Raw genomic sequence first — 13,106 nt, 5'->3', positions numbered from 1 at the left:
TGAGGTTTGACCTCGCTTGATACGACTTTAATTAAAGAATGTGCTAGATTACGCCCCCTGATTTATTCGTTCATATAAAAGTAGGCTTTGTTTTATGGCTGATGTATTAAACTTTATTAGTGGGTTGCTTTGGGGTCATGTGCTTATATACCTATTAATAGCAGCAGGTTTGTTCTTTACCTTTCGTTTAGGGTTTATCCAATTTCGTCAATTTCCTTATATGGTCAAAGTCATGGCAAATAGCCGTACGGGAGCTGGTGAAGGTATTTCATCTTTCCAAGCGTTTTGTACCTCATTAGCTGCTCGCGTTGGAACAGGCAATATGGCAGGTGTAGCCGTTGCACTTTATTTAGGCGGCGCCGGTGCTATTTTCTGGATGTGGCTAATAGCATTAATAGGTATGGCAACCAGTTTTGCAGAAAGTACCCTTGCCCAACTATATAAAACAAAAGACAGCGACGGTAACTTTCGAGGTGGCCCAGCTTATTATATGGAGTATGGTTTAGGTAAACGGTGGATGGGCGTTGTTTTTTCTTTATGCTTAATCTTAGCTTTTGGTTTAGTCTTTAATGCTGTACAAGCAAACTCAATAGCCGCCGCATTCGAAGTCGCATTTGACATCCCTAGGCATATAGTTGGTGTACTGTTAGTTATTGGCTCTGCCTTTATCATTTTCGGTGGCTTAAAAACTATCTCGCGTTTCGCCGAACTTGTTGTACCACTTATGGCTTTGGCATACTTACTCGTAGCCCTTTACGTTTGCTTCATTAATTATGATTTATTACCCGCTGTATTTAAACAGATCATATATAGTGCATTAGGGTTCGAACAAGCCGGCGCCGGTGCTATTGGTTATGCAGTAATGCAAGCGATGATCCAAGGGATCAAACGAGGCCTATTCTCAAATGAAGCCGGTATGGGTAGTGCAGCAAATGCAGCGGCAACTGCATCACCAAACCCAAACCACCCAGCCTCTCAAGGTTATGTGCAAATGCTAGGTGTATTTGTTGATACAATCATCATCTGTTCCGCTACTGCAGCCCTTATTCTACTGTCAAACCAATTGGTACCCGACTCAGGCGTTACTGGTATTGCATTAACGCAAGCTGCTTTAGTTCAACACGTTGGTGAATGGGGTGCCATCTTCATCGCTATCGCTATTTTGTTTTTTGCTTTTACTTCTATCGTTGCCAACTATTCTTATGCAGAAACCAACTTAATGTTTTTAAATACCAAGTATAAACATAGCATGTTGATTTTCAGAGCCTGCGTTTTAGCCATGGTGATGTTCGGTGCAGTAGGTGAGCTCGGTTTAATCTGGACTATGGCAGACATTTCGATGGGGATGATGGCAATTGTAAACGTCGTTGCTTTGTTTATGCTCTCTGGATTTGTAATTTGGCTATATAAAGACTATTGCAGTCAGTTAAAAGCTGGAATAACCCCCGTTTTTAACCCTGACAACCATCCTGAAATGGAGAAAACACTGCCTAAAGGTATTTGGAAAAAGTAAAGCTTATCGAGTAATTGTCTGCTAAACAGGCAATTACTTCTATAAAGGTCAATTAATGTTCAAACAAACCAGTTACTTATTGCCTTTTAAATTTTTATAAGTATAGTTAAACGCAAGTCGGTATGTGGCGCAGCTTGGTAGCGCACTGTCATGGGGTGTCAGGGGTCGCAGGTTCAAATCCTGCCATACCGACCAATCTTTTCTTCCTCAATTCAAACGCTTAAGTCACTTTTAAAGCTTCCTAATTTACACCTTGTGCAAAATAACTGCAAAACCTCAGTCATAAAACACTTCAATATACACAGCAGTCAGGTTGTGCCAACAGACTCCAAAGCAATTAAGTTACCAGCAGTGAAAATACGTTTCTACTCTATGCTTATATATAGCGCTATGAGTCAGGGGGGGCTTCGGAAAAAGGTAACATTGGTAACCTTTTTCAAAATTCATTTATAAAGCTATGATTTTTAATGCCTTTCTTGAAAGCAAAAAAGGTAACATTAATGCTAAATCTTACAAAACCACCACATAACCAATGTTATCTTTTTCCGAAGCCCTACCCTGTTCACTGGAAGAACCATCTCGCTTTTGCTTGTTGCATAGGCTTCTTACTTTTGCGTTTTTTTGCGTTGCTAATTGGCCATCAATACCGGTCGACAGCACCAGCTATTGCTTATAATTGAGGACTTGCGTAACTGCATTATTTTCAACGCATAAAGCGCGCAGGCGTGGCGTGGGTATAACGGCGCGCGCTGGGTGAGAACCCCATTAGATTACAGACACAAAAAAACCACCCGTAGGTGGTCATGCTTGCTTACTGGATCCTTATCAGTTATTCAGCATTGGTTGCCAACTTATAATCTCTAAATCGTATGATCTCTTCACCAGCCCAATCGTTTATTGATAACAGCGACAATCTAATACACTCCATTTCATTGGCGTCGAATACTTCAGCTGCTTTTGCTGCGTCACCAAACCCGCCAACATTACCAGGCACAATCCCCATCAATTGCGGTGGTACTCTATGAGAGCCCAACTGATCATCACGGCTCACATTTTTAATTGTTAAGAATTCATCCTTAGCTGCCACTTCAGACACGGGTATTAACTTCATACCGTCTTTATCTCCCCCAGGTGAGTGTAAAAACAGATTTCTAAAGTTACCAGAGCCCTTACTATCTTTAAGTGCCTTTCTTAATGTTGTTACGTCTTTTTCATCTACCGTTGCATCTGTTAGCCACATTATAAAACCTGCATGGCTGCCGTTCTCATAGTAACGGCGCCTAAATAATGTAGCGCTTTCGTTTAACAAAACTTGGTATGAAATAGAAACGTGTAAGCTGTGAAATACACGATAAGGTTATACGTACACTAAATATTTAAAATTACTTTATATTTAAAAAATTCATTCTGGATCTTACATTAGTATTAAATCTTTCTTAATGAGTATTATCCATAAACTGAAAATCTTAGTCCGCATTTGCAATACACACAGCCCTAGTAAGTACTTATTCACAATGAATATATAGATCAGTAAGCGAATTTTTTGGTCTGTATATTTAATGAAATAGCTTGAATAATGCTTTTTAAGCTGATATCAATACTATTACAGTTGAATATTTCAACTGTATGAAATAAATAAGACTAATAAAATTTTTCAAGGAAATGATATGAAACTTAATTTAAAAAAAGCACCACTAAAAAACTTATCAACAAAAAATAGTCTACCAAACGACGCTACACCACAGATTGCTGGTGGTGCAAGTCGTCGTGCATGTCGACCTCCCGTATCTGAAACGGGCGGGCCATTTTGGGCATGTGAGTGCTAATAATTAAAACTAACGTACAGTATATTTAGTTATGCTGTACTATTTTGAATCTGTTTTGGGCCTCTAGGGGCATGTCTTACTTGAGTCAGTTAATCGACAATCATTCATTGGTAAAATAACGTACTCTTCACCACCAATCATAAACTGAATGAGTTTGCCATAGTTAGAACTCGGTTTGGCAACTGAAAACAATACTGAAAAAATAAAGATCGACATAGCAAAGAGCGCCGAGCCTAATGCTCCCTTTAATACCACCGAAAACCAGCCATCAGTACTTTCCTTGATTGTATCTTGGATCAATTGGCTTTCTTTTTTTACTGTTTTAGAAACAACATCATCCTTCAACTCATTATATAAGTCAGCGATACGCTGCTCTGCGTAGTGCTCTGCAAATGATAAAAAGGTTGCCTCCGCATCATTTACCAATTTTTTTAGTTTGGCGTCATGATAATTGAGTAGGAAATTTGCCACCATTTCAGGGGGCACACTGGTATCATTATGGACTTGTCGGTAATGCTCTTTCCATTGGTATTTTTCTAGTTTGTAGTCTGCATAAGCCAGCATTCCAATAAGTCGATATTTCGAATCTTCATTGGTACTAATCACTAACTTTTCAAATATCGGATTGTATTGTGGGTGGGAGGTGGTATTAGCCTGTGAGACCATGTACTAAAAGCTCCTGCTCTATTTGCTTCTTGCGACCATTCCTTACTTTCAAAGCAGCTACAAACGCATCATCAGCGCCATTAATACGAACTTTTTTCATTACACCATTTACACGAACAAACCGACTCGTAATGATATTATTATTAATTATACTATTCATAGCACCCCCCAATAAAACCTAGCAACATAGTAACAAATCAATACCTCGATACTCAAGGTAAAGTCACACTTTGTTTAAATCTAGCACAAGAAGCGAATTACGCGCTCTTTCTCACAAATTCCCAACTTATATTGGAATTCTTACGCATGTATTGATATTTTATCTAGTATTCGTCAGGTGTTACGCAACATATATTATGAACAACTTATTATCTCAGTTACCTATCAACACAACCAAAGAGCACTTTGAAGAGCTCATTGCGACAAAACAGACCCGTATCGAACGTATCGTATCTTTTGGGCAAACGTCGCCCAATAGTGGCTGGTACAATCAAACTGAACATGAATGGGTCATGGTGCTAGAAGGTTCTGGCACAATTGAATTCGAGTGTGGACAGTCTGTCACCTTAAACAAGGGCGACTACCTAAATATTCCAGCACATACAAAACACAAAGTAAGCCATACAGCACTAAACCAAGCAACAGTTTGGCTTGCTGTTTTCTACGCTTGACATGTAAACAATCACAACTCTAACTTAATTCGTACCCATAGTTTAAACTTGCTCTTCAAGTAGAGACATTGCCGCCAATTCATTGCTATCTATTTTTCCATCTGCAGCAATGACTTTATGGGCAAGCTTAACAGCAAGCTCACGCATTGGTTTGTCAACGATGTGCTTCATTCTATGTTGAATAAATGCCTCGATATCATCATTTTTAACCGCTAAAATACACTTTCCGGTCATATCTACAATATAGTTATCAAGTTTTACAGATGAGTTCCAACTTAATGTTTCTGCCCATTTTCTAACCACTGCGAGTTCGGTGTCGGAAATAACGCCGTCAACTCCCACAAAGAGTAACGCCAAATCCAATAAAGACTCTTTCTGCAATTGCTCTACACAAATACCACTGTCAAAATGACTTAATAGCTGCTCAAATTTCATTTGATTTCCTTTCTATAAGGTCGTTGATACCTCTTTACCTTATTTGAAAGTGAGAAGCTTGTCACGTTTGATTATTTCATGTTTGAAAAATAGCAACGTCAATTAATTTTTATACAGCACATAAATTCAGATTCATCAAATAAAACTCATATAATACAACTATATACTGTAATAAATTCATAATATGAGTTTCTTATAACAAATTATCACTCTTAATTATTTGTCATTTTAGTTTAAATTCATGTTAAATACTTGTTCTTTTAATGAAATTCATTAACAGAACAAATGTTTATTCATTAAATGCAACATATCTTAGCTAAGATTAATGTCTATAATTTTAAAATAAAACCAAGCCCTTTGTTTTATACTTAAAAATATCGCTAAATTCCCCCCCAATTAAAATCTCACTATTTTTTACTAACTTCATATTTCATCCATTTTGTTTCAATATCTTGCACAACCTCAACAAAAAGGCCCATTAAAATAGGAATAAGTGTTCAATGAAAGAACTCAAATTACAAGTGAATTTCGCATTCTATTGCATCGTAGGTACTCTTGCTTTTTCAATATATATCATATCGTTAAACTTATTAGGTGGTACATTAAGCCTTTTATTCAAAGGACAAATGGCACTTTCTATTATCGTAATAATGATCGCTACTATCAATTTCACTTTAGCAATAACAGGCCAAAGGCACGTTCTTTTTTGCAATAATGGTTTGTCCTATGTAAACATCTTTGGCGCTCAACGATATATTCCATCTGAAACAATTACACATGTTAAAGTAAAAACCAGATTGGGGATTAAAGTAACCAAAGTATCTACAGATAATAAGTCTATTTACTTATTAGGGTTTAAACCTGCGAAAAATCAAAAAATCAAATTAAAACAACTTGGTTATTTAGCCTAGATTATTTGCCTAAGCACGATAAAGCCAATAGGATCAGTCACAATAATAACTTTAAAGAGACATCACATGTCACAACCTTATTCTATTGGCACAGTCGGCACTCCTTGGGGCACTTCAGAAAAGCAGTCGTGGTTACAAGCGCAATCCATGAAACGCAGCTACGATGCAGATGTTGTTACCAAAGTATCAGAATTAAGCGCTAGATTTAACGTGTCACAATACGGTTCGTTATCCTACGAACACCGTGTATTTGACCTATTTGCTATTCAATCACCAAACTGGGCTACAGACAAAAAAATCATTTTAATCACCGGTGGTGTCCATGGCTATGAAACCAGTGGTGTGCACGGTGCGCTAGAGTTTCTGGAACAGTACGGTAATCATTATAGTGAAACATTTAACCTCATTGTCCTCCCCTGTCTAAGCCCTTGGGGTTACGAAACAATTAATCGTTGGAACCCAGACGCGATAGACCCTAATAGATCATTTTTTAATGGCAGCCCTGCACAAGAATCAAAGCTGGCAGCTGACTACCTAGCACAATTTCAAAATAATATTATTTGCCATATCGACTTGCACGAAACAACAGATACAGATAACTCCGAATTTCGCCCTGCTTTAGCTGCTCGAGATGGTATAACAAATCACAATTGGAATATTCCTGATGGATTTTATTTAGTTGGTCACACTCAAAAACCAGAACCCAACTTTCAAAAATCCATCATTGATGAAGTTGCTAAAGTAACGCATATTGCACCTGCGGATGAAAATAAACAGCTAATTGGCGTGCCTATTGAGCAAGAAGGTGTTATCAACTACGACGGTACCAAACTTGGATTGTGTATGGGTGTCACAGATGCCCCCTATGTGACAACCACCGAAGCATACCCAGATAGCCTGAAAGCAACACCCCAATCGTGTATTGATGGACAAGTAGCTGCAATAAAAGGTGCACTGAATTACTTAGTTAATCTACGTTAATCTACTTGCTGATTTAGGTTGGATTTCCAGCCTGAATCTAAGCGATCATTTCTTGATGAGCATAGATTATCGAGAATATATCTTTGAATGAATGCGCTTTTTGTAAAATGTTAATCGGAATATGCAGCGATCTCGCAATGTCACTGGCGGAAATCATCCCCCGTAACCCTCCTTCCTCATCCACTAACAGCACATGTTGATGACCTAACTCTTTTAATGTTTCTATTACATCACCAATTTTTGCAGTTTGCACCATTGAGTACGACATTGCTTGTAAATCTGATTTTTGCGTCATCAAATCCTCAACGGTTAAATCACTTCTAGCTTGGTTTCGCTGTTGGGCAACACTGAGCACTTTTCTTCCTGTCAAATCTTTGGAATTAATTACTCCTAAAAATGTATCATCATGATCTACAACTAATTTCGAGCGGACATGGCCATTTACCATCATATACAGAGCATGATCAATATCCACATCTTTAAGTACGACCTGAGGTACTCTACGCGTGAAGTCAGTGATCACTTTAACCGCACTGCTTGACAACTCTAAACGCTGAGAATCAAACTGATCACAAAATAGATATTTTCCTTCAAGCTTTACGGTCTCTAATTTATTATACACACCCATAAAAACCTCTTTTATTTTCACATTAAACAACGCTCTTAAAAATATGGTTCACCAGCAGCAATAGTGCAAGGAGAGCAATATTTAAACGGTGTAATCTTGTGTAATAGCAAAGTAATAAAAAACATTCTAAAATCATGATCGTTCAATCGAATTTATGCCCAAATTCGATTGGTAAAAAAACAATGCAATTCAGTATTATGATTTTTACCGCGAACATGCTCATTAACCACTGTTAACTCAGAGATTAATTAGCAGCTTCCCTCAATGATGGGACCCACGTTCAATGTGGGTCTTTTTTAAAATCACCTAAGGGACTCTACTAATATGTTTTTAAATGAAAAATATTGTAGAATATCAAATTAACTTATAGTCCGAATAAACGTGGTGTAGACGAACATTTAAGGAATATGAATGGCTTACCTCATAGATGAACACAAATTAGAAAAGATATACCTGAAAAGCTACCACACAATTGGACGCTACAAGTTTAATGTTGATACGTTAATTGACCAACCTGGTGTTTCTCGACATCATGCAATAATTGAGTTAGCACAAGGGAAGTGGCTCATTCGAGATGTAAGTACCAATGGTATATGGATTAATGACAAAAAAGTAGATAAAAACCTACCTTATCAGCTATGTGAAAATGACAAAATTGACTTTGCAGCACAAGGACAAAACTCATATGTTGTGGCCAATCTCAGCGATGATTGCCAATACTTAGTGTCACAAACCAATAGCAAACAGGTCATTGAGGTAAAAGACCAGGCGTTACTGCCTAATTCGGACGACCCTACACATATTATCTATTTTGACAATGTATTAAATTATTGGTTTTTAGAAGATCTGAATACCAATGATCGCCAAGCATTAATTGATGGTGGCTTAGTAAGCGCCTTTAACGATCAATGGCTCTTTTATTCAGCTAGTACGGCCGCTATGACGAAGCATCTTGATAATCAACCCACAGTCAAACCTTGTGGCTTAACCTTCAACGTCAGTCAAGATGAGGAAAGTACACAACTTTCTGTAGAACTAAGTGGTGAGAGTGTTGATTTGGGCACTCGTACCCATCACTATTTACTGCTATTACTTGCTAGAACACGGATACAAGACAAACGTGCCGGTAACGACTTGGATGAACAGGGTTGGCTATACCGTGAAGAATTAGTCAAAGCACTTGGTGTGCAAATGAATCATATGAATATCATGGTACATAGAGCAAGAAAGCAGCTCTGTGATGCCGGTGGTGAGGTAAACCCAGAGCTTGCGTATTTAATTGAAACAAGTAATGGGCGAGTTCGCTTAAATAGCCAAGATATTACGATCATCAAAGGCCGTAAATTAGAAACTCGCATCACCATTTAAAATTCAATATGCACTAAATAGTGCATAAGCTTATGAGCCTCCTCGGTAAGGGCCTGAAATTGATATTATTTCTTTTTCAAGCTCTTTAAATAAGCCTAATTTAAAGAGCATTTCCACAACAACAAATAAAGGTCCTATTACTAACCCCATTAAATCATCTACAAAAGCAGGCTTTTTACCTTCAAAGTAATGACCAACAAATTGAATCCCCCAACCAACAATAAAAAATAGAAAACCTAAAGTATAAAACAAAAATAGACCGTCACTTAATAGATAAAAGTAATACTCTGCGACAATATACCCACAGAACAATAAAGCAGACATGATAATGCCGAGTACGATATTTAGTTTTAAATAAAAAAGACTCACTATGATAGAGATACACAAAGCAGGTGTTAACACTATGCTTTGCAAGGATAAAATGGGAACATATAATAGCCAAATAACCGCCAATACAATTAAAGGCACCCCCACAAAGTGGGTCGCTATATTTCTCACATCACGATGGTAGTGTGCATACTGGCTTAGATGTTCTAAAAGAGTTTTCATTGTTATTGTGCTTTTGAGTTAATACTTTAATTCGTTAAACCATACATCGTTGAATTTGTCAATTGTGGCTTTAACGCAAATTACTTGAATTACGCTCAACTCACTGTAAATTAATAAAAGTTTCGTATTTAAAATGACAAGAATAACAATAGGAATATTTATATGTGGTCATTATTAACGGTCATTTTCTTAGCCCTGTTAACAGGTTTCATTAACACAACACACGCGAGTGAGCTTAAATCAATAGAAAAGATTAATAATGATGTCATCACATGGCGTCGTCATCTACATCAATACCCAGAACTGAGTAATCGTGAGTATAAAACCGCCAAGTACATTGAAGACCATCTAAGAAACCTAGGCTTAGAAGTCAAAACCAATATTGCACACACCGGTGTTACTGCGATCCTACACGGTAAAAATAAAGGGCCACTTATTGCGCTACGAGCCGATATGGATGCCTTACCCATTACCGAGCTTGTGATGCTCCCTTTTGCATCAAAACAAACGACACAATACCGTGGGCAAACAGTGGGGGTTATGCATGCATGTGGTCATGATGCACATGTCGCTATTTTAATGGGTGTAGCCAGCCGGTTAGCTGCGCAAAAAGATCACCTGTCTGGTTCTGTTATGTTTATATTCCAACCCGCAGAGGAAGGTGCTCCTGGCGACGAAGAAGGTGGTGCAGAGCTCATGCTCAAAGAAGGCATTTTCGCTGAAAATAAACCGGATGCTATATTTGGCCTTCATGTCACGAATAGACTAAATACCGGCACAATTGGCTACCGAAGTGGCCCTCTCATGGCCAGTGAAGACTCATTCACAATTAAAGTACAAGGAATACAAACACACGGCTCTCGCCCATGGAATGGGGTTGATCCTATTGTAACCTCTGCGCAAATAATCATGGCGACTCAAACGATTGCGTCAAGACAAATCAATGTTACCAAAGCGCCTTCTGTTATTTCATTCGGCGCCATTAATGGAGGGATCCGCTCTAATATTATTCCTGATCATGTTGAGCTGGTCGGCACCATTCGCAGCTTTGACCAGGGCATGCGTAAAGACATTAAAAAGCGATTGACGAATACTGCTCGGTTAGTCGCTGAATCTGCGGGTGCTGTCGCTCATACACATATCGACCATGGCTACCCCGTAACAATTAACGACCCAAAACTCACAGCACAGATGTTACCGACATTACAAAAAGCCGTCGGTGACAAAAATGTCATCGAAATGGATTTAATTACCGGTGCTGAAGATTTTTCTTACTATGCATTAGAAACCGCTGGGTTATTCTTTTTCTTGGGAATAACCCCTGAAGAACAAGACCCCACGCTCTCTGCAAGTAACCATTCTCCGCACTTTTATATTGACGAAAAAGCACTCTCCATAGGCGTTGAATCTTTAACTAATTTAGCAACTGACTATTTAAAAAATAATTCACGCTATTGATGCCGATACAATAAATACAGAAAAATACCGCCACGCACAACTAGAGCATGGCGGTAATTATAAAACCACTGGGCAGTGGATCCGGGGGCAAGGGGTTCAAATAAACACTCATTGCATAATCTAATTCGTCACAGTGACTTACCGTTAAATGTAGAACACACATCAAAAAAAACAAGTTTGCATCATTAATTTAACGAGTTAGCAACCTCTCACGTAAACCCGAACACCGAGAAACAGACTTAGTCATTGCCATATGCAGCACCTTTGGCTGAGCAATCAACTCAAACTTATGCTTTGCACGCGTTATTCCAGTATAAACAAGCTGCCGATTTATACCTCTAGAGGCCCGTTGCTTTGGCGGTAATATCATGGCTGTATGGCTAAATTCAGACCCTTGAGATTTATGTATCGTCATCACAAATACACTACTATGATTCGGTAACCTCGCAGGATAAAATGAACGATGCTCGCCTTGTTCGTCAATAAAAACCGCTTTCAATTGCCCTTCCTCATCGGGTAGTAAAATTCCAATATCTCCGTTAAACAATTTTAGCTGGTAATCATTTTTTGTAATCATTATCGGTAAACCAGCATAATAACGGCCGCTAGGATTAATAAGACCTTGAGAGGATAGCTGTTGCTCTATACGCTTATTTAATGTTTTAACGCCATATGGCCCTTCCTTTACAGCTGCTAGTAATTGATACTGACCAAACGCATGGTGAATATCCACAGGGCTGGCACCTTGATGCATGAGTTCTAAGTATGTTCGATATTGCATTGCTGCACGTATGATTAATGCCGTATATTCGTGCGTGTTTAAATCAAACAGTGCTAAATCTTGATACCCTTGCTCTATAGTATGCGACAATTGCGCCCGACTATTATTGTTCACCGAAAACGCGAGCTGACCAATGCCGCTATGACTATCGAATCGATGGCTTGTTTGTAAAAATGCAATACTATCGGCCAAGCAAAATTCACTCTCTCGTGGATGTAAATACGTTTGCCCCTCAAAGCACAACTCATTTAACTGAGCAGTCAATGATTCACTATAAGGTGGCTGGTCCCCCAGTGTAAGCCCTTGGCACAAATCACTTAGCACGCTTCCCGTATCCACTGACGTTAGCTGGTCCTTATCGCCCAGTAAAATGAGTCGTGCATGTGCAGGGATTGCTCGAACCAATTTAGCCAGCAAAGACAAATCAACCATCGATGCTTCATCCACAATCAAAACATCTAAGTGCAATTGATTATCTGCGTTAAACCGGTAGCGATTACTATTTGGAATAACACCCAATAACCGATGAATTGTTTGCGCATGCTCTGGGATCAAGTTACTCACCTCAGGCATCAAGTTCAGTTTTGCTTTAGCGCCTAGTATTGACTCACTTAAACGCGCGGCAGCTTTTCCAGTTGGCGCAACCAGCTTAATTGTTAAGGGTGCTTGGTGGTATAGTGACTGTAAAATCGCTAGTAACTTAGTAACTGTGGTTGTTTTACCTGTACCAGGTCCCCCGGTTAATACACAAAAACCTTGTGTAGCAGCCATCGCGCAGGCTACTTTTTGCCAATCCACTTCACCTGTTGATAAGTTTGTCACCCCAAAATAGTCAGTTAATAGTGCTGTTAATCGGCTAGAGTCTACTGAAATTTTCTGAGCTTGCATTTGCTTAAAGCGCTCAGCTAAAGTCACTTCATAATTTGCCAACCGGCTCAAATACAATCGTTGTGCGAACAATTGTAATGGTTTGCCTTCTCCAACAGCATGGTGATTTACTAAACCTTGCCATATTTTCGTTCCTGTAGAGCACGCCCATGGGGTCATTGGTATTGTTTCATCCATGAGCTCCATCACGAGAGAAAAAGGGTTATTCCAATCAATATCTGTAAATGCCAAACAACTGTGCTGATTTTGCTCTGCCTGCAGTAACAATAAAATCAAATAAAAAATATCATTTGTCTCGTTTTTATTCAGTAGCTTTGCGAGTGCAATATCACTATGGCGAATTCGCCCCTGTGCAATTAAATAGTTCAGATAGAGACCATGGTCCATAACACATTCAGGCTCGCCACCTGCGGAAAATAAGTCTAACTGGC

14 protein-coding genes and 1 tRNA gene are annotated in these 13,106 nt (G+C 38.8%); 8 read left to right on the top strand and 7 right to left on the bottom strand.

Annotation, left to right across the window (positions count from 1 at the left end):
• Positions 1–94 precede the first annotated feature (94 nt).
• Together J8M01_RS10635 and J8M01_RS10630 are read left to right on the top strand one after the other, a co-directional pair.
• On the top strand, positions 95–1,513 hold the full coding sequence (locus J8M01_RS10635; protein ID WP_211057947.1) for an alanine/glycine:cation symporter family protein: 1,419 nt from the start codon (positions 95–97) through the stop codon (positions 1,511–1,513).
• A gap of 118 nt (positions 1,514–1,631) precedes the next feature.
• A tRNA-Pro gene (locus J8M01_RS10630) sits at positions 1,632–1,708 on the top strand.
• A gap of 634 nt (positions 1,709–2,342) precedes the next feature.
• On the opposite strand, the gene J8M01_RS10625 is transcribed toward J8M01_RS10630, so the two are convergent.
• A complete protein-coding gene (locus tag J8M01_RS10625; protein WP_247671090.1) occupies positions 2,343–2,753 on the bottom strand; it encodes a hypothetical protein in 411 nt (136 codons plus the stop codon).
• A 427-nt stretch (positions 2,754–3,180) separates the two neighbouring features.
• Between J8M01_RS10625 and J8M01_RS10620 the strand changes: the two genes are divergently transcribed.
• Positions 3,181–3,339: a hypothetical protein gene (locus J8M01_RS10620; protein ID WP_192507015.1), complete on the top strand. Its 159-nt coding sequence runs from the start codon at positions 3,181–3,183 to the stop codon at positions 3,337–3,339.
• A 63-nt stretch (positions 3,340–3,402) separates the two neighbouring features.
• On the opposite strand, the gene J8M01_RS10615 is transcribed toward J8M01_RS10620, so the two are convergent.
• Together J8M01_RS10615 and J8M01_RS10610 are read right to left on the bottom strand one after the other, a co-directional pair.
• The gene (locus J8M01_RS10615) at positions 3,403–4,005 is read right to left on the bottom strand and encodes a hypothetical protein (RefSeq protein ID WP_192507014.1); all 603 of its coding nucleotides are present in this window, start codon (positions 4,003–4,005) and stop codon (positions 3,403–3,405) included.
• Positions 3,989–4,165, bottom strand: a complete 177-nt coding sequence (locus J8M01_RS10610) for a hypothetical protein (protein WP_211057946.1) — start codon at positions 4,163–4,165, stop codon at positions 3,989–3,991. Before J8M01_RS10610 ends, J8M01_RS10615 begins: the two co-directional genes overlap by 17 nt.
• A 196-nt stretch (positions 4,166–4,361) precedes the next feature.
• On the opposite strand from J8M01_RS10610, the gene J8M01_RS10605 reads away from it, so the two are divergent.
• On the top strand, positions 4,362–4,676 hold the full coding sequence (locus tag J8M01_RS10605; RefSeq protein ID WP_192507012.1) for a cupin domain-containing protein: 315 nt from the start codon (positions 4,362–4,364) through the stop codon (positions 4,674–4,676).
• Between the two features lie 42 nt (positions 4,677–4,718).
• Here J8M01_RS10605 and J8M01_RS10600 read toward each other — a convergent pair whose 3' ends face one another.
• Entirely contained in the window at positions 4,719–5,111 is a 393-nt protein-coding gene (locus tag J8M01_RS10600; protein WP_192507011.1) for a hypothetical protein, read from the bottom strand.
• 500 nt (positions 5,112–5,611) lie between these two features.
• Between J8M01_RS10600 and J8M01_RS10595 the strand changes: the two genes are divergently transcribed.
• On the top strand, positions 5,612–6,022 hold the full coding sequence (locus J8M01_RS10595) for a hypothetical protein (protein ID WP_211057945.1): 411 nt from the start codon (positions 5,612–5,614) through the stop codon (positions 6,020–6,022).
• Between the two features lie 66 nt (positions 6,023–6,088).
• Entirely contained in the window at positions 6,089–7,003 is a 915-nt protein-coding gene (locus tag J8M01_RS10590) for a M14 family metallocarboxypeptidase (RefSeq protein ID WP_211057944.1), read from the top strand.
• Positions 7,004–7,040: 37 nt separating this feature from the next.
• On the opposite strand, the gene J8M01_RS10585 is transcribed toward J8M01_RS10590, so the two are convergent.
• On the bottom strand, positions 7,041–7,631 hold the full coding sequence (locus J8M01_RS10585; protein ID WP_211057943.1) for a CBS domain-containing protein: 591 nt from the start codon (positions 7,629–7,631) through the stop codon (positions 7,041–7,043).
• 411 nt (positions 7,632–8,042) lie between these two features.
• Here J8M01_RS10585 and J8M01_RS10580 point away from each other — a divergent pair, with 411 nt between their 5' ends.
• Positions 8,043–8,999, top strand: coding sequence for an FHA domain-containing protein (locus J8M01_RS10580; protein WP_192507007.1), 957 nt, complete (start codon positions 8,043–8,045; stop codon positions 8,997–8,999).
• 30 nt (positions 9,000–9,029) lie between these two features.
• On the opposite strand, the gene J8M01_RS10575 is transcribed toward J8M01_RS10580, so the two are convergent.
• Positions 9,030–9,548: an Mpo1-like protein gene (locus tag J8M01_RS10575; RefSeq protein WP_211050382.1), complete on the bottom strand. Its 519-nt coding sequence runs from the start codon at positions 9,546–9,548 to the stop codon at positions 9,030–9,032.
• Between the two features lie 162 nt (positions 9,549–9,710).
• Here J8M01_RS10575 and J8M01_RS10570 point away from each other — a divergent pair, with 162 nt between their 5' ends.
• Positions 9,711–11,006 carry an amidohydrolase gene (locus J8M01_RS10570; RefSeq protein ID WP_211057942.1) on the top strand — a complete coding sequence of 432 codons (1,296 nt, stop codon included), beginning with the start codon at positions 9,711–9,713 and terminating at the stop codon, positions 11,004–11,006.
• Between the two features lie 190 nt (positions 11,007–11,196).
• Here the strand turns inward: J8M01_RS10570 and recD are convergent, their stop codons facing one another.
• Entirely contained in the window at positions 11,197–13,062 is a 1,866-nt protein-coding gene (gene recD, locus J8M01_RS10565) for an exodeoxyribonuclease V subunit alpha (protein ID WP_247671100.1), read from the bottom strand.
• Positions 13,063–13,106: the final 44 nt, after the last annotated feature.

Source organism: Pseudoalteromonas sp. MMG005 (genome assembly GCF_018101015.1).
GTDB classification, from domain to species: Bacteria; Pseudomonadota; Gammaproteobacteria; order Enterobacterales; family Alteromonadaceae; genus Pseudoalteromonas; species Pseudoalteromonas aurantia.
Note: the sequence above shows the minus strand (reverse complement) of the source record. Positions and strands in the feature narration are given on the sequence as shown.